We start from the raw sequence: 24,405 nt of genomic DNA, 5'->3' as shown, positions 1-24,405 counted from the left end.
TCGAGGCAGATAATACAGTGTACCGATCTGTCTCTTTATCTACGCTAAATTGAAAGCTGGATTTAGAGGAACCAAAATGTCTGAACAAGAAACACGGGGAGCCAATGAGGCTATTGATTTTAATGATGAACTGAGAAATCGTCGCGAAAAACTGGCAGCACTGCGTCAGCAAGGTGTAGCGTTTCCCAATGATTTTCGCCGCGACCATACCTCTGACCAGTTGCACGAGGAATTTGATGCGAAGGATAACCAGGAACTGGAATCCTTAAACATTGAAGTCTCGGTTGCTGGCCGAATGATGACCCGTCGCATCATGGGGAAAGCCTCCTTTGTAACGTTGCAGGATGTAGGTGGCCGTATTCAACTGTACGTTGCGCGAGATAGCCTGCCAGAAGGTGTTTATAACGACCAGTTTAAAAAATGGGATTTGGGTGACATTATCGGCGCACGCGGTACGCTGTTTAAGACACAAACTGGCGAGCTTTCCATTCACTGTACTGAGTTACGCCTGCTGACTAAGGCACTGCGTCCCTTGCCAGATAAATTTCATGGCTTACAGGACCAGGAAGTCCGTTATCGTCAACGTTATCTGGACCTGATCGCTAACGATAAATCCCGTCAAACTTTTGTTGTTCGTTCAAAAATTCTGGCCGCTATCCGCCAGTTCATGGTCGCTCGTGGGTTTATGGAAGTAGAAACCCCGATGATGCAGGTAATTCCTGGTGGGGCATCTGCTCGCCCGTTTATTACCCATCACAATGCTCTTGATTTGGATATGTACCTGCGTATTGCGCCAGAGTTGTATCTGAAACGCCTGGTTGTAGGTGGTTTTGAACGAGTATTCGAAATCAACCGTAACTTCCGTAATGAAGGTATTTCTGTTCGTCATAATCCTGAGTTCACGATGATGGAGCTCTACATGGCGTATGCGGATTACCACGATTTGATTGAACTGACGGAGTCACTGTTCCGCACCCTGGCACAAGAGGTACTGGGTACAACTAAAGTCACTTATGGTGAGCATGTGTTTGATTTTGGCAAACCGTTTGAAAAACTCACCATGCGCGAAGCAATCAAAAAATATCGTCCAGAAACCGATATGGCAGACCTGGATAATTTTGATGCCGCTAAAGCATTAGCCGAATCTATCGGTATTACGGTAGAGAAAAGCTGGGGGCTGGGACGTATTGTCACCGAAATCTTTGATGAAGTGGCAGAAGCACATCTGATTCAGCCAACCTTTATTACTGAGTATCCGGCGGAAGTGTCGCCGCTGGCGCGCCGTAATGATGTTAACCCGGAAATCACCGACCGTTTTGAATTCTTCATCGGTGGTCGTGAAATCGGTAATGGTTTTAGCGAATTAAACGACGCAGAAGATCAGGCAGAACGTTTCCAGGAGCAGGTTAACGCTAAAGCTGCAGGTGACGACGAAGCCATGTTCTACGATGAAGATTACGTTACTGCGCTGGAATATGGTCTGCCGCCAACCGCTGGTTTAGGTATTGGTATCGACCGAATGATTATGCTGTTTACTAACAGTCATACTATCCGCGACGTTATTCTCTTCCCGGCTATGCGCCCACAGAAATAAGTTTTACTTTAATGAACGAAGCAGCCTGATGACTGCTTCGTTCGTCGTTCCGCAAGTCCAGCTTTGAGGAGAGACGCTTCGTTTCAAGATAACCAGCGGGTCCACTCAACCACAGCTCCTAAAAGAGAGAAAAAAGTAATGCCACGGGCAGGCTCATTGGCCAGGTTATTCCTACCAGGAATGCACTAAGTAAACGAATATGTGTTTTCTCATGTGAGAGAAACCAGATAATGACAAAGGATATGTTCACACCAATCACATAAAAAATTAATATTTTAGAGAATAGTGCCATTTTGAATATCTTCTTATCCTTCCCATCTATTTGTAGAACTGACGGAAATAGTCATCGACTATCATAATGTTGAGGTCAAAATCAATATCTGGTAAGTCTAAGCATTTGAGCCTGATTAAATCTTCAATTTCACTTGCGGCTAATGATGTCGTTATTGCGAAAGCATTCTCATTCAATTGTCGTGGTATTCCATATTCATCAGCAACTATAGAGGAGAAATCCATATCATACATTAACGACCTTAACCTTAAGAAAACTGAGTAATAAGATGATGGATAATCAAAAGAAACAACGTAAGTTTTGAACCTGTTTATACCTTCCATAAAATGACTCCTATCAATATTATACGCCCTGGGGATGCAAAGTTTATTAACCCCGATTGATGATTCTCATATAGGAGATATTCTTTTTTTTTTGCTCAATAGAGGGGATGATTTGGGACAAAAAAACGCTCTCTCTGACCATTATTTGTGCATCCCCCTACCCTTCAGATACTCTCCTGAATGACGTTACGCAGAACATGAAAATATCATTACTCCACACTCTCCCATCAGTTACGAATATCATCATACTCACGCGTTTTATCAAATTCGTGTTTCGCAAACGGACACAGCGGGATAATTTTTCGTTTCTCCCGGCGCATTTTTTCCACGACTTTTGCCACCAGTTGTTTACCAATCCCCTGCCCTTTCAAACTTTCATCAACATCGGTATGTTCGATAATGGCTAAATTTTCTCCGGTTGGCACAAAGACAATTTCTGCTATTTGCTTTCCCTGCGCATCATTAATATAAAAATTATTATGGCCCTCACGTATTTCCATTTTTCCCTCGCTTATTTATGACGGTATTTCAGTGCGCCACTTGGGCACGTATCAATAACGTTCACTACGGTAGCGACGTCAACTTCATCCGGCATAATCCACGGCTTACGTTTGAGATTAAATAACTTGCCGTTGCCACGTACGCAGTTGCCGGAATGCTGACACATCGCGGTGTTGAACCAGACATCTATCTTTTCGCCGGTATAGCAGCGATAACCATCATCCAGTAGAGCTTGATCCATGACCTTCCCCCATCAAAAGTATGGTTTTCGCTATAAGCATAGCTCCCGAATCGCCAGACGACACTGGCAGTTTCAATGACCAGCTCCTCTGCTCCAAATAGCCAATCCCCCTTACTCCCTTTGAATTACCCGCATCATCAGGGATAATGCTTAGGAAATTTGTCATACAAGGAAGCTGATGAGACATTCACTGCCCTGCCACATGTTACGCAAACGTCCGATGAAACTCAGTACCACGGTGATCTTAATGGTCAGCGCAGTGCTGTTCTCGGTGTTGCTGGTAGTGCATCTGATTTACTTCTCGCAGATCAGCGATATGACGCGTGACGGACTAGCCAACAAGGCGCTGGCTGTGGCGCGAACCCTTGCTGACTCGCCGGAAATCCGCCGGGGCTTACAAAAAACACCGCAGGAGAGCGGTATCCAGGCCATCGCTGAAGATGTACGCAAACGGAACGATCTGCTGTTTATTGTCATTACCGATATGCAAAGTCTTCGCTACTCACACCCTGAAGCCCCGCGAATTGGTCAGCCATTTAAAGGTGATGACATCCTTAAAGCTTTGAACGGCGAGGAAAATGTTGCTATTAATCACGGTTTTCTGGCACAAGCCTTACGCGTATTTACCCCTGTCTACGACGAAAATCATAAACAGATCGGCGTGGTGGCGATTGGTCTGGAGTTAAGCCGTGTAACACAGCAGATCAATGACAGCCGCTGGAGCATTATCTGGTCAATTTTATTCGGTGTGCTGGTTGGCGGTCTGGGCACCTGGATACTGGTCAAAGTACTTAAGCGCATCCTGTTCGGCCTGGAACCCTACGAAATCTCTACTCTGTTTGAGCAACGCCAGGCAATGCTGCAATCGATCAAGGAAGGCGTCGTTGCCGTGGACGCTCGTGGCGAAGTCACACTAATTAATGATGCCGCGCAAGAACTGCTCAACTACCACAAATCGCAGGATGACGAAAAGTTATCGACACTTAGTCAGGCATGGTCGCAGGTAGTTGATGTCTCGGAAGTGTTACGCGACGGCACGCCGCGACGAGATGAAGAGGTGACCGTTAAAGACAGACTCTTACTGATCAACACCGTTCCGGTGCGCAGTAATGGCATTATCATCGGAGCCATCTCTACCTTCAGAGACAAAACAGAAGTTCGTAAGCTGATGCAACGGTTGGACGGTCTGGTCAACTATGCCGATGCCCTTCGTGAACGATCCCACGAATTTATGAACAAATTGCACGTGATTCTCGGATTATTGCATCTGAAGAGTTATAAGCAGTTGGAAGATTACATTCTCAAAACAGCCAACAACTATCAGGAAGAGATTGGCTCTCTGCTGGGTAAGATCAAATCTCCGGTTATCGCTGGTTTTTTAATCAGCAAGATTAACCGTGCGACCGATTTAGGCCATACGCTGATTTTAAACAGTGAAAGCCAGTTGCCAGACAGTGGTAGTGAAGATCAGGTCGCGACGCTAATTACCACGCTGGGAAACCTGATAGAAAACGCGCTGGAGGCATTAGGGCCGCAACCTGGTGGCGAAATCAGCGTCACGTTACACTACCGTCACGGCTTGCTGCACTGTGAAATTAACGATGATGGGCCGGGGATTCCCCCCGATAAAATCGATCACATTTTTGACAAAGGTGTCTCGACAAAAGGAAGCGAACGAGGCATCGGTCTGGCACTTGTCAAACAACAGGTTGAAAATCTCGGCGGCAGCATTGCCGTGGAATCAGAACCCGGAATTTTCACACAATTTTTTGTCCAATTACCCTGGGATGGGGAGAGGTCGAGCAAATGATTAATGTATTAATTATCGATGACGACGCAATGGTAGCGGAACTAAATCGCCGCTATGTCGCACAGATACCGGGCTTTCAGTGCTGCGGCACTGCCTCTACGCTTGAGAAAGCCAAAGAGATTATCTTCAACAGCGACACCTCCATCGACCTGATATTACTCGATATCTATATGCAAAAAGAGAATGGACTCGATTTACTGCCCGCCCTGCACAACGCTCACTGCAAAAGCGATGTGATTGTCATCTCTTCCGCTGCCGATGCCGCAACTATTAAAGATTCACTACATTACGGCGTCGTTGATTACCTGATTAAACCCTTCCAGGCATCACGTTTTGAAGAGGCACTCACCGGCTGGCGACAAAAAAAAATGGCGCTGGAGAAGCAGCAGTATTACGACCAGGCGGAACTGGACCAGCTAATTCATGGCAGTTCATCCAACGAACAGGATACGCGTCGTCTGCCGAAAGGCTTAACGCCACAGACTTTACGCACGCTGTGCCAATGGATTGACGCTCATCAGGACTATGAGTTTTCAACCGACGAGTTGGCCAACGAGGTTAACATCTCACGCGTTTCGTGCCGTAAATATTTGATCTGGCTGGTGAATTGCCACATCTTAGTTACCAGCATCCATTATGGTGTCACTGGTCGTCCGGTTTATCGTTACCGTATTCAGGCAGAGCATTACTCATTACTGAAGCAATATTGTCAATAAAGCGTTATTCGTTATCTGGAAGTAACAATTATTGTAGTAACGCAAACCAGCACTGGCACAAGTTACATCCCCTATCAGTAAAACTTGTGCCAGATCAAATATAATTTCCCTTCTTCAGTCCAGCAAATTAATATCCTTTCGGATAAATAGAGTTTTTAATTTCAAAACGCTAACAAAAGTTAATTAACTATTATGTTACCTGCATTATGTGTATTTTTACCCACAAATAGGTAGATCAGAATAATCTATAAACTTAATGACATCTTCCTGTAGAACAAAAACAGACTGATAAATATCAACAAGATAGCAAACAAACAAGTCATTAACATCTGCAAAACATAAACGATAAACCCATCGCCAGAGAGTATTTCTCTCTGAAAAAGTCACTTATCACAGTGCATAAATTTTCTGCTGTTTTAATCAGCCAATATTTACTGTGAAGTATTTACTCAAGCCAGTAACGACCAAACGGATATTTAGTCAGGCTCTGAAAACAGTTCATCCAAAACAGAACGTGACTGTGATCTATTCGACAAGAATTTAAATGGGATTATCGCGAGGGTTCACACATGTTATTTACTATCCAACTTATCATAATACTGATATGTCTGTTTTATGGTGCCAGAAAGGGCGGTATCGCGCTGGGGTTATTAGGCGGTATCGGCCTGGTCATTCTGGTCTTCGTCTTCCACCTTCAGCCGGGTAAACCCCCCGTTGATGTAATGCTGGTCATCATCGCGGTGGTGGCGGCATCTGCGACCTTGCAAGCCTCTGGCGGCCTTGACGTCATGCTGCAAATTGCCGAAAAACTGCTGCGCCGCAACCCGAAATATGTCTCCATTGTCGCGCCGTTTGTCACCTGTATACTGACCATTCTTTGCGGTACTGGCCACGTGGTCTACACCATTCTACCGATCATCTATGACGTCGCCATTAAGAACAACATTCGCCCGGAACGCCCGATGGCGGCGAGTTCTATCGGCGCGCAAATGGGAATTATCGCCAGTCCGGTGTCCGTTGCGGTAGTATCACTCGTCGCAATGCTGGGTAACGTCACCTTTGACGGTCGTCATCTTGAATTCCTTGACCTGCTCGCTATCACCATCCCATCTACCTTGTTAGGAATCCTGGCGATCGGTATCTTCAGTTGGTTCCGCGGTAAAGATCTGGATAAAGACGAAGAATTCCAGAAATTCATCTCTGTACCGGAAAACCGAGAGTATGTTTACGGTGATACCGCTACGCTGCTGGATAAAAAACTGCCGAAAAGCAACTGGCTGGCAATGTGGATCTTCCTCGGGGCAATCGCCGTGGTCGCGCTTCTCGGTGCTGATTCAGACCTGCGTCCATCTTTTGGTGGCAAACCGCTATCAATGGTACTGGTTATTCAGATGTTTATGCTGCTGACCGGGGCGCTGATTATTATCCTGACCAAAACCAATCCCGCGTCTATCTCAAAAAACGAAGTCTTCCGTTCCGGTATGATCGCCATCGTGGCGGTGTACGGTATCGCGTGGATGGCGGAAACCATGTTCGGTGCGCATATGTCTGAAATTCAGGGCGTACTGGGCGAAATGGTGAAAGAGTATCCGTGGGCTTATGCCATTGTTCTGTTGCTGGTCTCCAAGTTTGTGAACTCCCAGGCCGCAGCGCTGGCAGCCATTGTTCCGGTTGCACTGGCGATCGGCGTTGACCCGGCATACATCGTGGCTTCAGCACCGGCTTGCTACGGTTATTACATCCTGCCGACCTATCCTAGCGACCTGGCAGCGATTCAGTTTGACCGTTCCGGAACCACCCACATCGGTCGCTTCGTCATCAACCACAGCTTCATTCTGCCAGGGTTGATTGGCGTGAGCGTATCCTGCGTCTTTGGCTGGATCTTCGCCGCGATGTACGGGTTCTTGTAATTGCACTATGCGTGCTGCCCGTCGCTGTGCGGCACGCCATTTTCGTATAACAAATACAGAGTTACAGGCTGGAAGCTATGTCAAACAAACCATTTATCTACCAGGCACCTTTCCCGATGGGGAAAGACAATACCGAATATTATCTGCTCACCTCCGATTACGTCAGCGTTGCCGAATTTGACGGTGAAACCATTCTGAAAGTGGAACCAGAAGCCCTGACCCTGCTGGCGCAGCAAGCCTTCCACGACGCATCTTTCATGCTCCGTCCGGCCCACCAGAAACAGGTTGCGTCTATTCTTAACGACCCAGAAGCCAGCGAAAACGATAAGTATGTGGCGCTGCAATTCTTGAGAAACTCTGAAATCGCTGCCAAAGGCGTGCTGCCGACCTGCCAGGATACCGGCACCGCGATCATTGTCGGTAAAAAAGGTCAGCGCGTATGGACCGGCGGCGGTGATGAAGAAGCCCTGTCAAAAGGTGTCTATAACACCTATATCGAAGATAACCTGCGCTATTCACAGAACGCGCCGCTGGATATGTACAAAGAGGTTAACACCGGCACTAACCTGCCTGCGCAAATCGACCTGTACGCGGTAGATGGCGACGAGTACAAATTCCTCTGCGTTGCCAAAGGTGGCGGCTCTGCCAACAAAACGTATCTCTACCAGGAAACGAAAGCCCTGCTAACCCCCGGCAAACTGAAAAACTTCCTCGTTGAGAAAATGCGCACCCTCGGCACCGCAGCCTGCCCGCCGTACCATATCGCATTTGTGATTGGTGGAACTTCCGCTGAAACCAACCTGAAAACCGTTAAGTTAGCAAGTGCTCACTATTACGATGAACTGCCGACGGAAGGGAACGAACACGGTCAGGCATTCCGCGATGTCCAGCTTGAACAGGAACTACTGGAAGAGGCCCAGAAGCTCGGCCTCGGCGCGCAGTTTGGCGGTAAATACTTCGCCCACGACATCCGCGTGATCCGTCTGCCGCGTCACGGCGCATCCTGCCCGGTAGGTATGGGCGTCTCCTGCTCCGCTGACCGTAACATCAAAGCAAAAATCAACCGCGAAGGTATCTGGATAGAAAAACTGGAGCACAACCCAGGCCAGTACATTCCGGAAGAGCTACGTCAGGCAGGTGAAGGCGAAGCGGTGAAAGTCGACCTTAACCGTCCGATGAAAGAGATCCTCGCCCAGCTTTCGCAGTATCCGGTTTCCACCCGTTTGTCGCTCACCGGCACGATTATCGTTGGTCGCGATATTGCGCACGCTAAGCTGAAAGAACTGATCGACGCCGGTAAAGAACTGCCGCAGTACATCAAAGATCACCCGATCTACTACGCAGGTCCGGCCAAAACGCCTGCTGGTTATCCTTCCGGTTCACTTGGCCCAACTACCGCAGGACGTATGGACTCCTATGTGGATCTGCTGCAATCCCACGGCGGCAGCATGATCATGCTGGCGAAAGGTAACCGCAGTCAGCAGGTCACCGACGCTTGTCATAAACACGGCGGCTTCTACCTCGGCAGCATTGGCGGCCCGGCGGCAGTGCTGGCACAGCAGAGCATTAAGCATCTGGAATGTGTTGCCTATCCGGAGCTGGGTATGGAAGCTATCTGGAAAATCGAAGTGGAAGATTTCCCGGCGTTTATCCTGGTCGATGACAAGGGCAACGACTTCTTCCAGCAGATCGTCAATCAACAGTGCGCGAACTGCACTAAGTAACATCTTCGGCCCGGCGCCTGGCGGTATACTGCCAGGTGATCCCCCCGGGCCACCTCTTTTGCGATTGTAATTTCACGCTTACTGGTGAATAGTCAGTATTTTCCCTGACTTGCGAACTCACCATGATCCGCACACTCAAGCCGTTAATTCTTAACACTGGCGCGTTGGCGCTAACATTCATCCTGATTTACACCGGCATTTCGGCTCATGACAAACTGACCTGGTTGATGGAAGTGACGCCAGTGATTATTGTCGTACCGTTGCTGCTTGCCACCGCCAGACGTTATCCATTAACGCCCTTGCTCTATACGCTGATTTTCTTTCACGCCATCATCCTGATGGTTGGCGGTCAGTATACCTACGCAAAAGTTCCCATCGGTTTTGAAGTGCAGGAATGGCTGGGGCTGAGTCGTAATCCGTATGACAAGCTGGGGCACTTTTTTCAGGGGCTGGTGCCTGCACTGGTGGCGCGAGAGATCCTTGTGCGTGGGATGTACGTGCGCGGACGTAAAATGGTAGCGTTTCTGGTCTGCTGCGTGGCGCTGGCGATAAGCGCAATGTATGAATTGGTTGAGTGGTGGGCAGCGTTGGCGATGGGCCAGGGCGCGGATGATTTTCTCGGCACCCAGGGCGACCAGTGGGATACGCAATCCGATATGTTCTGTGCGCTGCTGGGCGCATTAACCGCGGTGATATTCCTCGCTCGCTTTCACTGCCACCAGTTACGGCGCTATGGCTTGATAACCGGATGACAACCTGCGTTTTGTTTATGCCGGATGCGGCGTAAACGCCTTATTTTGCCCACAAAATGTGCAAATTCAATCAATTACATTTCTTATTGTAGGCCTGATAAGACGCGCCAGCGTCGCATCAGGCAATGTTTTCATTCGCTATTGCCAACGTCCGTCAGGCTTTTCACATCGCTCACTGCACCGACCGGAATATCAGCATGAACAGGTACGGGGGGCACTTTACGATATTTATCCAGCAGATGGATCTGGATCCTGCGCAGCGTGTCGCCATTGAGGCGATAGAAACGGAAGTAGAGAATCAGCGTGACCATGAAGAACAGAGCAGGTAGAGCAATCATAATAAACTGCATACCTAATATGGCTTGCGTAGACTGTTCAACATTCGGGACATAGCCAATCATCCCCAACACAACTGCAATGAAAAAAGCCGCGAATGCCGAACCGCCCTTCACCACCATCGTCTGCACGGAATAAGCAATGCTCTCACAGCGGATGTGCAATTTATATTCACCGTAGTCAACGGTATCTGCCACCATGATGACCTGTAATACCCAGAACAGCGCCGTCCCCACATTCAGCAAAATACCGGCTATCACAATAAGAGCGACGTTGTGATAGCCCACTAATGCCATCAACAGAAGAACACCACAGCTTAATACCGGAAGAATAGAGGCTCCGGCCCATAAAATACGTCGGGATAATGATTTAACTAAACGCGGGAAGAACACTAACGTCACCAGGTTAGCTGCTCCCGCATACGACAGGTAATAGGGAAACAGATCCGCATCACCGATAACATACGAGAAATAATAGATAGCAAAGCCGGTGATAATGTTGCTGGCAATATTATAAGCAAGAGCCATTCCCAACAGGCAGGAAAGCTGATCGTTTTTATAAATAAGCGCAATGATGGCTTTTAGTGTCAGGTGTTTTTCTCCGACAGACGATTGATTATCTGACGAAAAGACTTCATGCACATTACGCAGAGTGATGATGGTCGACACAATAAAAAACGCAATCAGCACCAGTGTGAACATCTGAAAGCCAAATCCCCGATCGCCGCCGCCGACATAATTAACAAATGGCAGCGTCACGCCTGCCGTAACAAAACCCGCCAGACTGGCAAAAAAGCGCGGATAAGGAACCAGTTGTTCTCGCTCACGTTTATCGAGGGTTATGGTTGGAACCAGTGACCAGAAGGGAATATCCATGATGGTGTAAGTCATGCCCCAAAGAATGTAGGTCACGCAAACAAAGACAATCTGAGTAGTACCTTCAAACAGATGCGCGCTAAAGAGAAGAAATAAGATTACAGAGTTAGCCAACGTACCGATCAGGATCCAGGGCTTAAACTTACCCCATCGCGATCGCGTAGCATTTACAATCCACCCCATAATCGGATCGTTAATAGCATCCCAGATCCTCGCCACCAGAAACAAAGTACCAATCAAACCAACCGACAGCCCGACAACATCGGTGTAGTAATACATCAGGTACATATACACAATGCCGATCGCAAAATCCTTCCCGAACGCTCCAAATCCATAACTGAGTTTTGTCGTCATTGAAATGCTCATAGGGTATCGGGTCGCTGTTACCAACGCCCGCCTTCTGTTATTGGTATCGTCAGAGGTGTGCGCCGGAAGACATACCCCGGCGCAGTAGCGTATTAGCGGTGCAACCAGCCGGGTAGCCAGTTGCCGTGGGCGGTAATCAGGTCGTCAACAAGAGCATAAATTTCGTCAATGCTCAGCACAGCGGCGGTGTGCGGATCCATCATCGCGGCGTGGTAAACACGGTCACGATTTTCCGTGAGAATCGCTTCCGTCAGCAGCGTTTGTACGTTGATATTGGTTTGCATCAGTGCTGCCAGATGCGAAGGTAGCGTACCGACTTTAGTCGGCTGAATGCCATTAGCATCAACCAGACAGGCGACTTCCACGCAACATCCTTGCGGCAGGTTATCAATCAGGCCATCGTTACGAACGTTGCCATAAATCACACTCGGTTCACCGGTCCAGATAGCGTTCATGATTGTGCTGGCATATTCCCGCGACGGTTTAATATCAATCCGGGACGCATTCTTATACTCCTCCAGCTCTTTATGCCAGTTCGCCAGTTGCTCAACGCAGCGTTTCGGGTACTCATCCAGCGGCACTTTATAACGTTCAATCAAATCCTCACGGCCTGGCTTAATAAACCACGGCGTATATTCAGCAAAGTGTTCTGATGATTCCGTGACGAAGTAGCCCAGCTTTTTGAACATTTCATAGCGCACAATATTCTGGCAGCGGGGATTACCATGAATATTCGGCTTCGGTGCCTGGCCCGCATCATAGGCTGCCAGCAGTTCCGGATAGAGACTCACGTAACTGCCGTCTGCGGTTTTGCGCTCCAGCTCCAGGTAGAACGCCATATGGTTGATACCTGCACAACGATAACGCAGTGTAGCGGGATCGATATTGAGATCGCGCGCCAGTTCTTCCGCCGTTCCCTGCACCGAATGGCACAACCCTACCTGTTTGATATGCGGATAGCGGGCATACATTGCCCAGGTATTCATCGCCATCGGGTTAACGTAGTTCAGCATGGTGGCGTCGGGGCACACTTCCGTCATGTCCTCACAAATCTGCCACAGATGCGGAATGGTACGCAGCGCGCGCATAATGCCGCCCGGCCCCAACGTGTCGGCAATAGTTTGTTCCAGACCGTGACGCTTACAAACCTCAAAATCGGTGACCGTACAGGGTTCATAACCGCCAATCTGAAATGCCACCACCACGAAATCGGCATCCTGTAAGGCTTCTTTCTGTTGGGTATGACAGGTAATTTTGCCGCTGGCTCCTGCTGAATCCATCAGCTTACGCACCACAATGTGCGACTCTTCCAGGCGGGTGGGATCGATATCCATCAGGGCAATATGCGCCGTTTTCAGCGCCTCGCGATGAAACACATCACCAAGAATATTTTTAACGAAAATCGTCGAACCAGCGCCGATAAAAGTAATTTTGGGTGCAGACATCATTCAGGTCTCCTGGCTTGCTTGAATGATTTCATCATGGCAGGCGATTTCGCAGAAAACCTCCGGCTTCCCCGTTGAGCATTCCCAAAAACTCAGATCCTGGGTTGCTTAGCAGTAAATCTGAGTTTTCGGGAATAAATTGCCTAAAAAACAGAGTAATTAGCCCTTATAAAGCCCTGTCCATTCCTCTCTCTTTACGTTTTGTGTCGTCATTCGCAGTCACCCCTGCCAACTTCTGCCATGATTCTGATAATCCAGGAAAGAGGGCTATCGATGAATACAGACACATTTATGTGCAGCAGTGATGAAAAGCAGAGCCGCAGCCCGCTGTCGCTATACTCGGAATATCAGCGGATGGAAATTGAATTTCGCGCGCCGCATGTCATGACCTCCAGCCACTGGCACGGTCAGGTTGAGGTAAATGTGCCTTTCGATGGCGATGTGGAATACCTGATCAACAATGAACACGTAAGTATCAATCAAGGCCATATCACGCTGTTCTGGGCCTGTACGCCGCACCAGCTAACCGATACCGGAACCTGCAAGAGCATGGCAATTTTTAATCTGCCAATGCATTTGTTTCTCTCCTGGCCACTGGATAAAGACCTTATAAACCATGTGACTCACGGCATGGTGATTAAATCACTGGTGGCACAGCAACTTAGTCCGTTTGAAGTACGCCGCTGGCAGCAGGAGTTGAACAACCCAAACGAGCAAATCCGCCAGCTCGCCATTGATGAAATTGGCCTGATGCTCAAGCGATTTAGCCTCTCCGGCTGGGAGCCTATTCTGGTCAATAAAACTTCGCGCACGCACAAAAATAGCGTCTCGCGCCATGCGCAGTTTTATGTCAGCCAGATGCTGGGCTTTATTGCGGATAACTATGATCAGGCGCTGACCATCAACGATGTGGCCGAGCACGTCAAACTTAATGCCAATTATGCAATGGGGATATTTCAGCGGGTCATGCAGTTGACGATGAAACAGTACATTACTACGATGCGCATCAACCACGTTCGCGCATTACTGAGCGATACCGATAAAAGTATTCTCGATATTGCACTGACGGCAGGCTTTCGTTCGAGTAGTCGTTTTTACAGCACGTTCGGCAAATATGTCGGCATGTCGCCGCAACAATACCGAAAACTTAGCCAACAACGCCGCCAGATGCTTCCCGGCTAAAAACGATATCAGTATCAGCCAAAAAAATAATTTAGCTGTCGATAATAAACATTGAAAATTAATTAAAAAATTAATTTAAACTTTTGTTTATAATATAAAAATTTTAAAAACGCTTGTTTTTCAATCACTTTACAGCCTGAAATGCCCGGAAGATACTTGCCCGCAGCGAAGATTCCTTCACAACCGGGTAAGCAATGATGAAAGTATTAATTGTTGAAAGCGAGTTTCTACATCAGGACACCTGGGTCGGTAGCGCCGTTGAGCGTCTGGCAAATGCCTTGAGCCAACAAAATGTTACCGTGATTAAATCCACCTCCTTTGATGATGGCTTTGCCATTCTCTCTTCAAATGAAGCCATTGATTGTCTGATGTTCAGTTATCAAATGGAGCATCCGGACGAACACCAAAATGTCAGAGAATTGATCGGTAAGCTTCATGAGCGTCAGCAAAATGTGCCGGTATTCCTGTTAGGCGACCGGGAAAAATCAATCGCCGCGCTGGATCGCGATCTGCTGGAGCTTGTCGATGAATTCGCCTGGATTCTGGAAGATACCGCTGACTTTATCGCCGGACGCGCCATCGCAGCGATGTCCCGCTACCGCCAACAGCTATTGCCGCCACTGTTCAGCGCGCTGATGAAATATAGCGACATCCATGAGTACTCCTGGGCCGCGCCAGGTCACCAGGGCGGTGTTGGCTTCACTAAAACCCCCGCCGGACGTTTCTACCATGACTACTATGGTGAAAACCTGTTCCGCACCGACATGGGCATCGAACGAACTTCCCTCGGTTCTTTACTTGACCATACTGGCGCATTTGGCGAAAGCGAAAAATATGCCGCGCGCGTATTTGGTGCCGACCACTCCTGGTCCGTCGTCGTCGGCACTTCAGGGTCTAACCGCACCATCATGCAAGCCTGCATGACAGATAACGACGTGGTTGTTGTTGACCGTAACTGCCACAAATCCATCGAACAAGGTTTAATGCTGACTGGCGCGAAACCGGTATACATGGTGCCAAGCCGCAACCGCTACGGCATTATCGGGCCAATCTATCCGCAGGAAATGCAGCCTGAAACCTTGCAGAAGAAAATCAGCGAAAGCCCGCTGACCAAAGACAAAGTCGGGCAAAAACCCTCTTACTGCGTGGTAACCAACTGCACCTATGACGGCGTATGCTATAACGCCAAAGACGCGCAGGATCTGCTGGAAAAAACCGCCGATCGTCTGCACTTCGACGAAGCCTGGTACGGTTACGCACGTTTTAATCCGATCTATGCCGATCACTACGCGATGCGCGGTGAGCCGGGTGATCACAGCGGTCCTACCGTTTTCGCCACTCACTCCACTCATAAACTGCTGAATGCACTGTCGCAGGCGTCTTATATTCATGTACGTGAAGGCCGCGGCGCGATTAACTTCTCCCGCTTTAATCAGGCATACATGATGCATGCCACCACTTCCCCGCTATATGCCATCTGCGCGTCAAACGATGTGGCTGTATCAATGATGGACGGCAACAGCGGCCTGTCGCTGACTCAGGAAGTGATCGACGAAGCGGTCGATTTCCGCCAGGCAATGGCACGGTTGTATAAAGAGTTTGCTGACGAAGGTAGTTGGTTCTTTAAGCCGTGGAATAAAGAAGTGGTTACCGATCCGGAAACCGGCAAAACCTATGACTTTGCCGACGCACCGCACAAACTGCTGACCACCGTTCAGGACTGCTGGGTAATGCATCCGGGCGAAAGCTGGCACGGCTTCAAAGATATTCCGGATAACTGGAGTATGCTTGACCCGATTAAAGTCAGCATCCTCGCTCCGGGGATGGGTGAAGACGGTGAACTGGAAGAAACCGGTGTTCCGGCAGCACTGGTTACCGCATGGCTGGGTCGCCACGGCATTGTACCCACCCGTACCACCGACTTCCAGATTATGTTCCTGTTCTCAATGGGCGTAACCCGTGGGAAATGGGGAACGCTGGCTAACACCCTCTGTTCCTTCAAACGCCACTACGACGCTAACACCCCGCTGGCTCAGGTAATGCCGGAACTTGTTGAACAATATCCTGACACTTATGCGAACATGGGCATTCACGATCTGGGCGACAAAATGTTTGCCTGGCTGAAAGAAAACAATCCTGGCGCACGATTGAACGAAGCCTATTCCGGCCTGCCGGTGGCAGAAATCACTCCGCGCGAAGCATACAACGCAATTGTCGATAACAACGTTGAACTGGTATCCATTGAAAACCTGCCGGGACGTATTGCGGCGAACTCAGTCATCCCATATCCGCCCGGGATCCCAATGCTGCTTTCCGGTGAAAACTTTGGCGATAAAAACAGCCCACAAGTAAGCTATTTACGCTCACTGCAATCCTGGGATCATCATTTCCCTGGTTTTGAACACGAAACGGAAGGCACCGAAATTATTGACGGTATTTACCACGTAATGTGTGTGAAAGCGTAACCACTATTCCGCTGAAGGCGTAATTGTTTAAATAACATTACGCCGCCTGGCCTGAGGCCTTTTGAGTATGGCAACGTTTTCATAAAAATTGCTGCAAACAAAAATGTCATACTTTTTGCGCGGTCCCACCCCGCGCTTTTTTTGTTTGTTATTTACACTTCTTCACTCTGTAAAAATTTTTGTACATGAGAAATTACTATAAAAATTTATAATATTAGCAAAACACGTTATTTTTATGCATGTTTTGATTCGTCATACAATTATATAACCAGTCCCCGGTATCTCTATGTTGGCGAGATCCACTATTTTCTTTGCATTTCAGGAGTACATGTATGAGGATTTGCAGCAACCAACCTTGTATAGTTTTATTAACTGAAAAAGATGTCTGGCTAAGAGTGAATGGGAAAGAACCTATAAGTTTGAAAGCTAACCATATAACGTTATTAAGTTGTGAAAACAATATTATCGACGTCTCCTCTCTGAATAACACTTTGGTTGCGTATATTAGCCTCGACATCATCAAAGATTATCTCCGTTTTCTGAATAAAGATCTCTCGAAAATACCGGTCTGGCAGCGTAGCGCCACGCCTTTTATTTCCCTGTCATGCCTGACACCAGAGGTGTTTCGCGTCGCAGCGCAACACAGCATAATGCCCGCTGAAACAGAGTCGGAAAAGGAACGAACACGTGCATTATTATTCACTGTACTATCTCGTTTTCTCGACAGTAAAAAATTCCTTTCACTGCTAATGCATATGTTACGTAATTGTGTTAGCGACAGCGTTTATCAAATCATTGAAAGCGATATCCATAAAGACTGGAATCTTAGTATGGTAGCCAGTTGTTTATGCCTTAGCCCAAGTTTGTTAAAGAAAAAGCTGAAAAGCGAAAACACCAGTTATAGCCAAATAATAACCACCTGCCGGATGCGTTATGCCGTAAATGAATTAATGATGGATGGTAAAAATATCTCACAGGTGTCACAGTCCTGTGGCTACAACAGTACGTCTTACTTTATTTCTGTATTTAAAGATTTCTATGGCATGACCCCACTCCATTATGTTAGCCAGCATAGAGAACGTTCTATCGCCTGATTTATAACCTTAACGAAGAGATATATTAATAACAGCATCAGCGATAAGCCAGCCGACGATAATTCAACACGCGAATGCAGGCGTATGATATGACGTAATTTATTGTCACGAAGCTCGCCTTCGCAGGAGTTTTATTATGTCTTCGGATGCTGATGCTCACAAAGTGGGCTTAATCCCCGTCACCCTGATGGTGTCGGGGAATATTATGGGGTCAGGTGTTTTTCTGTTACCTGCAAATCTGGCCTCGACGGGGGGGATTGCTATATATGGTTGGCTGGTGACAATTATCGGTGCTTTGGCTTTATCGATGGTTTACGCCAAAATGTCGTTCCTCGATCCCAGCCCTGGCGGTTCATATGCCTACGCGCGCCGCTGTTTTGGTCCTTTCCTCGGGTATCAAACTAACGTTCTCTACTGGCTGGCCTGCTGGATCGGCAATATTGCTATGGTGGTCATTGGCGTCGGCTACCTGAGCTATTTCTTCCCGGTACTGAAAGATCCGTTGGTATTAACTATCACCTGTGTTGTGGTGCTGTGGATCTTCGTTCTGCTTAATATCGTCGGGCCGAAAATGATTACCCGCGTGCAGGCCATCGCCACTGTACTGGCGCTGATCCCCATCGTCGGGATTGCCGTATTCGGCTGGTTCTGGTTCCACGGAGAAACCTATATGGCGGCCTGGAACGTTAGCGGTCTGGGCACTTTCGGCGCAATTCAAAGCACCTTAAACGTAACGCTGTGGTCATTTATCGGGGTAGAAAGTGCTTCTGTTGCAGCGGGTGTAGTGAAAAACCCGAAACGCAACGTCCCTATTGCCACCATTGGTGGGGTACTGATTGCTGCCGTCTGCTATGTGCTCTCGACCACGGCAATTATGGGGATGATCCCGAATGCCGCACTGCGCGTTTCCGCCTCGCCATTCGGTGATGCTGCACGGATGGCGCTGGGTGATACCGCAGGAGCCATTGTCTCCTTCTGTGCGGCGGCTGGTTGCCTGGGTTCGCTCGGCGGCTGGACGTTACTGGCTGGACAAACGGCGAAAGCCGCTGCCGATGACGGTTTGTTCCCACCGATTTTTGCCCGCGTCAACAAAGCAGGCACACCGGTAGCCGGGTTGATTATCGTTGGTATCCTGATGACTATCTTCCAGTTCAGCAGCATCTCACCAAACGCAACCAAAGAGTTCGGTCTGGTCTCTTCCGTATCGGTTATCTTTACCCTGGTGCCTTATCTTTATACCTGTGCAGCTTTACTGCTTTTAGGCCACGGTCACTTTGGCAAAGCGCGTCCGGCGTATCTGGTCATCACAACTATCGCCTTCCTTTATTGCATCTGGGCGGTGGTTGGTTCTGGTGCACAAGAAGTCATGTGGTCATTTGTCACTCTGATGGTGATCACCGCTATGTACACGCTGAACTACAACCGGCTGCATAAAAACCCGTATCCTTTAGATCCACCCATTAGCAAAGATTAAGCCTCCTTAATCCAGCAAACATAAAAGCCAACCTTAAGAACTTAAGGTTGGCTTAACTTTGCTTTGCGAGCATATGCGCACTTTGTTCGATGGAAACACCGTGATGTTAAAGCGCCTTTTAAAAAGACCCTCTTTGAATTTACTCGCCTGGCTATTGCTGGCCTCTTTTTATATTGCTATCTGCCTGAACATTGCCTTTTTTAAACAGGTGTTACAGGCGTTACCGCTGGATTCGCTGCATAACGTGCTGGTTTTCTTGTCGATGCCAGTCGTCGCGTTCAGCGTGATTAATATTGTTCTGACACTAGGCTCTTTCTTATGGCTTAATCGACCACTAGCCTGTCTGTTTATTCTCGTTGGCGCATCTGCGCAATATTTCATCATGACTTATGGCATCGTCATCGACCGTTCGATGATTGCCAATATCATTGATACCACACCGGCGGAAAGTTATGCGTTGATGACGCCACGCATGTTACTAACGCTAGGGTTAAGCGGCGTACTTGCTGCGCTGATTGCCTGCTGGATAAAAATCAAACCTGCTGCCTCGCGCCTGCGCAGTGTTCTTTTCCGTGGAGCCAGTATCCTGATATCTGTACTGCTGATTGTGCTGGTTGCCGTGCTTTTTTATAAAGACTACGCCTCGCTGTTTCGCAACAACAAAGAGCTGGTGAAATCTTTAAGCCCCTCCAACAGCATTGTTGCCAGTTGGTCATGGTATTCCCACCAGCGACTGGCAAATCTGCCACTGGTACGCATTGGTGAGGACGCACACCGCAACCCGTTAATGCAAAAAGGAAACCGGAAAAACCTGACCATTTTGATCGTCGGGGAAACCTCGCGGGCGGAGAATTTCTCACTCAATGGCTACCCGCGTGAAACCAACCCGCGACTGGCGAAAGATAACGTGATCTATTTTCCTAATACTGCGTCTTGCGGCACAGCAACGGCTGTCTCCGTACCGTGCATGTTCTCAGATATGCCGCGCGAGCATTACAAAGAAGAGCTGGCACAACACCAGGAAGGCGTGCTGGATATCATTCAGCGGGCAGGCATCAACGTACTATGGAATGACAACGATGGCGGCTGCAAAGGCGCATGTGACCGCGTGCCTCATCAGAACGTCACTGCCCTGAACTTACCCGGTCAGTGCATCAACGGCGAATGCTATGACGAAGTGCTGTTCCACGGGCTGGAGGAGTACATCAATAATCTGCAAGGCGATGGGGTGATTGTCTTACACACCATCGGCAGCCACGGCCCGACCTATTACAACCGCTATCCACCGCAGTTCAGGAAATTTACTCCCACCTGCGACACCAACGAGATCCAGACCTGTTCCAAAGAGCAACTGGTCAATACTTACGACAATACGTTGCTCTACGTCGACTATATTGTTGATAAAGCGATTAATCTGCTGAAAGAACATCAGGATAAATTTACCACCAGCCTGATTTATCTTTCTGACCACGGTGAATCGTTAGGTGAAAATGGCATCTATCTACACGGCTTGCCTTATAGCATCGCCCCGGATAGCCAAAAGCAGGTTCCGATGCTGCTGTGGTTGTCGGAGGATTATCAAAAACGGTATCAGGTTGATCAAAGCTGCCTGCAAAAACAAGCACAAACGCAGCACTATTCACAGGACAATTTATTCTCAACCCTGTTGGGATTAACCGGCGTCGAGACGAAGTATTATCAAGCCGCGGATGATATTCTGCAGGCATGCAGGAGAACGACTGAATGAAAATTCTAATTGTTGAAGACGATACACTGTTATTGCAGGGATTGATTCTGGCGGCACAAACTGAAGGCTACGCGTGTGATGGCGTCACGACCGCGCGGATGGCGGAACAAAGCCTGGAAGCCGGTCATTACAGCCTGGTGGTGCTGGATTTAGGTTTACCCGACGAAGATGGACTGCATTTTCTCGCTCGTATCCGGCAGAAAAAATACACCCTGCCGGTACTGATCCTCACCGCCCGCGACACGCTTACCGACAAAATCGCCGGGCTGGATGTCGGTGCCGACGACTATCTGGTGAAGCCTTTCGCGCTGGAAGAGTTGCACGCCCGCATCCGCGCCCTGCTGCGACGCCATAATAATCAGGGCGAAAGCGAGCTGAAGGTTGGCAACCTGACGCTGAATATGGGTCGCCGTCAGGTATGGATGGGCGGTGAAGAGCTGATCCTGACACCAAAAGAATATGCCCTGCTGTCGCGCCTGATGCTCAAGGCGGGTAGTCCGGTGCATCGGGAAATTCTCTACAACGACATTTACAACTGGGACAACGAACCCTCAACGAATACCCTGGAAGTGCATATCCATAACTTGCGCGACAAAGTGGGCAAAGCCCGTATCCGCACCGTGCGCGGCTTTGGCTATATGCTGGTCGCTAATGAGGAAAACTAATTGAACCTGATGCGTTTTCTACGTCGACCAATATCGCTGCGTCAACGGCTGATATTGACCATTGGGGCAATTCTGCTGGTATTTGAGCTGATCAGCGTTTTCTGGCTATGGCATGAAAGCACCGAGCAGATTCAGCTATTTGAGCAGGCGCTGCGCGACAATCGCAACAACGATCGCCACATCATGCGTGAAATCCGTGAGGCGGTCGCCAGTCTGATTGTTCCTGGCGTGTTTATGGTCAGTCTGACGCTGTTTATCTGCTATCAGGCGGTACTTCGCATCACCCGCCCACTGGCGGAACTGCAAAAAGAGCTGGAAGCGCGTACCGCCGACAACCTGACACCTATTGCTATTCACAGTGCCACCCTCGAAATCGAAGCGGTAGTTTCTGCATTGAACGATCTGGTCAGTCGCCTGACCAGCACGCTGGATAACGAACGGCTGTTTACCGCTGACGTCGCTCACGAACTACGAACGCCGCTGGCAGGGGTACGTTTGCATCTGGAGTTAATGGCGAAAACGCACAACATTGACGTAGCGCCGTTAGTCGCGCGGCTCGATCAGATGATGGCCAGCGTCTCCCAGTTGTTACAACTGGCGCGCGCCGGACAGTCATTCTCTTCGGGTAATTACCAGCATGTAAAGTTGCTGGATGATGTGATCCTGCCCTCCTATGACGAACTCAGCACCATGCTCGACCAGCGTCAGCAAACCTTGCTGTTGCCAGAAAGCGCCGCCGACATCACTGTCCAGGGCGACGCCACTCTACTACGCATGTTGTTGCGTAACCTGGTAGAAAACGCCCATCGCTATAGTCCCGAAGGCAGCAACATTATGATTAAACTGCAAGAAGATGGCGGTGCGGTAATGGCAGTTGAAGATGAAGGGCCTGGTATTGATGAGAGTAAATGCGGAGAGTTGAGCAAAGCGTTTGTACGGATGGACAGCCGTTATGGCGGAATTGGTCTGGGATTAAGTATTGTCAGCCGCATCACGCAGTTGCATCACGGGCAGTTTTTCCTGCAAAACCGGGAAGAGACTTCCGGCACGCGCGCCTGGATACGGCTGAAGAAAGATCAATACGTGGCAAACCAAATATAAAGAAAGCTGCTTACTACCAGCACGCTAAACACGGTAGTTAAACTTTCATAAATACGGTTTTTCATTGCACTCTCCTCCATTGAACTGGAGGAGAGTATGCACGCCAGAGATTAAGTGAACCTTAAGAGTCGGGCCAGACCGATTGGGGGCCTGATAAGACGCGACAGCGTCGCATCAGGTAATCTATTTCAGGTTACTCATCAATTCGCGGATGTTGCTGTACCAGGCGAGTGCGTTTCGCCTGCAAATCGGCAATCTCGTGGTCAATATCTTCGATTTTTTGCTCGATATTATCGTAATGCTCAACGAGAATTTCCTTCGCTTCCTGCAAATCTGACGCCGCCGGTGTCGCGCCTTTCAACGGACGATTCGCCGTCTCTTTCATGGTCACGCCGGTAATCAAACCAATCACCGCCACTACCATCAGGTAATACGCTGGCATCATCAGATCCTGCGAACTTTCTACCAACCATGCCGCCAGCGTTGGCGTCAGACCGGCAATCAGCACCGAAATATTAAATGCCGCCGCCAGCGCGCTGTAACGGATATGCGTCGGGAACATCGCTGGCAGCGTTGAGGCCATAACGCCCGTAAAACAGTTGAGGATCACTGCCAGCATCAACAGTCCGGCAAAAATCAGACCGATGATATTACTGTTAATCAGAATAAACGCCGGGATCGCCAGTGCAAACAGCGCAACACTACCGAGGATCACAAACGGGCGACGGCCAAAACGGTCACTCAGCAGGCCCATTACCGGCTGCACAAACAACATCCCGATCATAATGGCGATAATAATCAGCACCCCGTGATCTTCGGAGTAATGCAGGTTATGCGACAAATAACTTGGCATATAGGTCAGCAGCATGTAGTAAGTCACGTTAGTGGCTATCACCAGACCAATACACGTCAACAGGCTGCGCCAGTGCTTCGTGGCAATCTCTTTAAACGAGATTTTCGGGCCATCCTGCAAACCTTCGCGGTCGCCCTGTTCCAGTTTCTCAACATGTTGCTGGAACGCTGGTGTCTCTTCTAAAGCATGACGTAGATAAAGTCCGATAATCCCTAACGGCAGAGCGATAAAGAACGGAATACGCCAGCCCCAGTCGAGGAAGTTCTCTTCACCGACGATGGTAGAAATTAACACCACCACACCCGCGCCCAGAACAAACCCGGCAATAGAACCGAAATCCAGCCAGCTACCCATAAAGCCACGTTTGCGGTCAGGAGAGTATTCCGCAACAAATATCGATGCTCCGGTATATTCGCCGCCGACCGAGAAACCTTGCGCCATCTTACAAATCAACAGCAGAACCGGTGCCCAAATACCAATCGAGGCATAGGACGGTATCAATCCAATACAGAATGTACTGATCGACATAATCACAATGGTGATAGCGAGGATCTTCTGGCGACCATATTTATCGCCCAACATACCAAAGAAGAGCCCGCCAAGCGGTCGAATCAGAAAGGGAACGGAGAAGGTGGCAAGTGCAGCAACCATCTGCACGCTGGGATCAGCCCCAGGGAAAAAGACTTTACCTAATGCGTAAGCAACAAAACCATAAACACCAAAATCAAACCATTCCATTGCATTACCCAGCGATGCTGCAGTAATGGCTTTTCGCAGTTTACCGTCATCAATAATAGTGACATCACGAAGGGTTATCGGTTTTACTTTTTTCCTTTTCAGCATAGCTTTCCTCGCAGAGTAAGCCCATTTCCGCACACGTCAGGCAAATCGACATGGCGCCCGCAAAAGGGGAGCGGGAATTGCAGGGTGCAATCTCTG

The 24,405-nt window shown here is 48.8% G+C and carries 21 protein-coding genes; 13 read left to right on the top strand and 8 right to left on the bottom strand.

What is annotated here, in order from left to right:
* Positions 1-76: 76 nt before the first annotated feature.
* Complete coding sequence (lysS, locus tag C0K55_RS13140) at positions 77-1,594, top strand: lysine--tRNA ligase (RefSeq protein ID WP_001295074.1); 1,518 nt, start codon at positions 77-79, stop codon at positions 1,592-1,594.
* A gap of 118 nt (positions 1,595-1,712) precedes the next feature.
* Here lysS and ghoT read toward each other — a convergent pair whose 3' ends face one another.
* From ghoT to yjdI, 4 genes are all read right to left on the bottom strand, one after another.
* Positions 1,713-1,886: a type V toxin-antitoxin system toxin GhoT gene (gene ghoT, locus C0K55_RS13135; protein WP_001173345.1), complete on the bottom strand. Its 174-nt coding sequence runs from the start codon at positions 1,884-1,886 to the stop codon at positions 1,713-1,715.
* Between the two features lie 26 nt (positions 1,887-1,912).
* A complete protein-coding gene (gene ghoS, locus C0K55_RS13130) occupies positions 1,913-2,209 on the bottom strand; it encodes a type V toxin-antitoxin system endoribonuclease antitoxin GhoS (RefSeq protein WP_001517605.1) in 297 nt (98 codons plus the stop codon).
* 227 nt (positions 2,210-2,436) lie between these two features.
* The gene (locus tag C0K55_RS13125; protein WP_000405652.1) at positions 2,437-2,709 is read right to left on the bottom strand and encodes a GNAT family N-acetyltransferase; all 273 of its coding nucleotides are present in this window, start codon (positions 2,707-2,709) and stop codon (positions 2,437-2,439) included.
* Positions 2,710-2,720: 11 nt separating this feature from the next.
* The gene (yjdI, locus tag C0K55_RS13120; RefSeq protein WP_000371696.1) at positions 2,721-2,951 is read right to left on the bottom strand and encodes a 4Fe-4S mono-cluster protein YjdI; all 231 of its coding nucleotides are present in this window, start codon (positions 2,949-2,951) and stop codon (positions 2,721-2,723) included.
* A gap of 178 nt (positions 2,952-3,129) precedes the next feature.
* Between yjdI and C0K55_RS13115 the strand changes: the two genes are divergently transcribed.
* The 5 genes from C0K55_RS13115 to C0K55_RS13090 all read left to right on the top strand — a co-directional run bounded on the left by C0K55_RS13115 (position 3,130) and on the right by C0K55_RS13090 (position 9,863).
* Positions 3,130-4,761 carry a sensor histidine kinase gene (locus C0K55_RS13115; protein ID WP_105266548.1) on the top strand — a complete coding sequence of 544 codons (1,632 nt, stop codon included), beginning with the start codon at positions 3,130-3,132 and terminating at the stop codon, positions 4,759-4,761.
* Positions 4,758-5,477 (top strand): two-component system response regulator DcuR, encoded by a 720-nt coding sequence (dcuR, locus tag C0K55_RS13110; protein WP_000611294.1) that lies wholly within the window; start codon positions 4,758-4,760, stop codon positions 5,475-5,477. The genes C0K55_RS13115 and dcuR overlap by 4 nt, the downstream gene beginning before the upstream one ends.
* A 569-nt stretch (positions 5,478-6,046) precedes the next feature.
* Positions 6,047-7,387 (top strand): anaerobic C4-dicarboxylate transporter DcuB, encoded by a 1,341-nt coding sequence (gene dcuB / locus C0K55_RS13100; RefSeq protein WP_000899515.1) that lies wholly within the window; start codon positions 6,047-6,049, stop codon positions 7,385-7,387.
* 77 nt (positions 7,388-7,464) lie between these two features.
* Entirely contained in the window at positions 7,465-9,111 is a 1,647-nt protein-coding gene (gene fumB, locus C0K55_RS13095) for a class I fumarate hydratase (protein ID WP_105266547.1), read from the top strand.
* Between the two features lie 122 nt (positions 9,112-9,233).
* Positions 9,234-9,863, top strand: a complete 630-nt coding sequence (locus C0K55_RS13090; protein WP_000621498.1) for a DUF2238 domain-containing protein — start codon at positions 9,234-9,236, stop codon at positions 9,861-9,863.
* A 131-nt stretch (positions 9,864-9,994) separates the two neighbouring features.
* On the opposite strand, the gene melB is transcribed toward C0K55_RS13090, so the two are convergent.
* On the bottom strand, positions 9,995-11,440 hold the full coding sequence (gene melB, locus C0K55_RS13085) for a melibiose:sodium transporter MelB (protein WP_105266546.1): 1,446 nt from the start codon (positions 11,438-11,440) through the stop codon (positions 9,995-9,997).
* A 92-nt stretch (positions 11,441-11,532) separates the two neighbouring features.
* Positions 11,533-12,888 carry an alpha-galactosidase gene (gene melA, locus C0K55_RS13080; RefSeq protein ID WP_105266545.1) on the bottom strand — a complete coding sequence of 452 codons (1,356 nt, stop codon included), beginning with the start codon at positions 12,886-12,888 and terminating at the stop codon, positions 11,533-11,535.
* A gap of 270 nt (positions 12,889-13,158) precedes the next feature.
* Here melA and melR point away from each other — a divergent pair, with 270 nt between their 5' ends.
* From melR to pmrB, 7 genes are all read left to right on the top strand, one after another.
* Entirely contained in the window at positions 13,159-14,067 is a 909-nt protein-coding gene (gene melR, locus C0K55_RS13075; protein WP_105266544.1) for a transcriptional regulator MelR, read from the top strand.
* A gap of 197 nt (positions 14,068-14,264) precedes the next feature.
* Complete coding sequence (gene adiA, locus C0K55_RS13070; RefSeq protein ID WP_077633379.1) at positions 14,265-16,532, top strand: arginine decarboxylase; 2,268 nt, start codon at positions 14,265-14,267, stop codon at positions 16,530-16,532.
* A gap of 332 nt (positions 16,533-16,864) precedes the next feature.
* Positions 16,865-17,626 (top strand): AraC family transcriptional regulator, encoded by a 762-nt coding sequence (locus tag C0K55_RS13065; protein WP_001217088.1) that lies wholly within the window; start codon positions 16,865-16,867, stop codon positions 17,624-17,626.
* Between the two features lie 136 nt (positions 17,627-17,762).
* Positions 17,763-19,100, top strand: a complete 1,338-nt coding sequence (gene adiC / locus C0K55_RS13060) for an arginine/agmatine antiporter (protein WP_000093135.1) — start codon at positions 17,763-17,765, stop codon at positions 19,098-19,100.
* A 103-nt stretch (positions 19,101-19,203) separates the two neighbouring features.
* Complete coding sequence (gene eptA, locus C0K55_RS13055) at positions 19,204-20,847, top strand: phosphoethanolamine transferase EptA (protein WP_001517598.1); 1,644 nt, start codon at positions 19,204-19,206, stop codon at positions 20,845-20,847.
* The gene (gene basR / locus C0K55_RS13050) at positions 20,844-21,512 is read left to right on the top strand and encodes a two-component system response regulator BasR (RefSeq protein ID WP_000697920.1); all 669 of its coding nucleotides are present in this window, start codon (positions 20,844-20,846) and stop codon (positions 21,510-21,512) included. Before eptA ends, basR begins: the two co-directional genes overlap by 4 nt.
* Positions 21,513-22,613 (top strand): two-component system sensor histidine kinase PmrB, encoded by a 1,101-nt coding sequence (pmrB, locus tag C0K55_RS13045; protein ID WP_001052120.1) that lies wholly within the window; start codon positions 21,513-21,515, stop codon positions 22,611-22,613.
* On the opposite strand, the gene pmrR is transcribed toward pmrB, so the two are convergent.
* Both pmrR and proP read right to left on the bottom strand, forming a co-directional pair.
* Positions 22,589-22,678 carry an LpxT activity modulator PmrR gene (gene pmrR, locus C0K55_RS13040; RefSeq protein WP_001517597.1) on the bottom strand — a complete coding sequence of 30 codons (90 nt, stop codon included), beginning with the start codon at positions 22,676-22,678 and terminating at the stop codon, positions 22,589-22,591. The genes pmrB and pmrR overlap by 25 nt on opposite strands.
* A 128-nt stretch (positions 22,679-22,806) precedes the next feature.
* On the bottom strand, positions 22,807-24,309 hold the full coding sequence (proP, locus tag C0K55_RS13035) for a glycine betaine/L-proline transporter ProP (protein ID WP_001517596.1): 1,503 nt from the start codon (positions 24,307-24,309) through the stop codon (positions 22,807-22,809).
* Positions 24,310-24,405 lie beyond the last annotated feature (96 nt).

Origin of the sequence: Escherichia sp. MOD1-EC6098, assembly GCF_002965865.1 — a bacterium.
In the GTDB taxonomy this organism is placed as follows: domain Bacteria; phylum Pseudomonadota; class Gammaproteobacteria; order Enterobacterales; family Enterobacteriaceae; genus Escherichia; species Escherichia marmotae.
The sequence above is the reverse complement of the archived record's forward strand: the minus strand, read 5'-3'. Positions and strand labels throughout refer to the sequence as shown.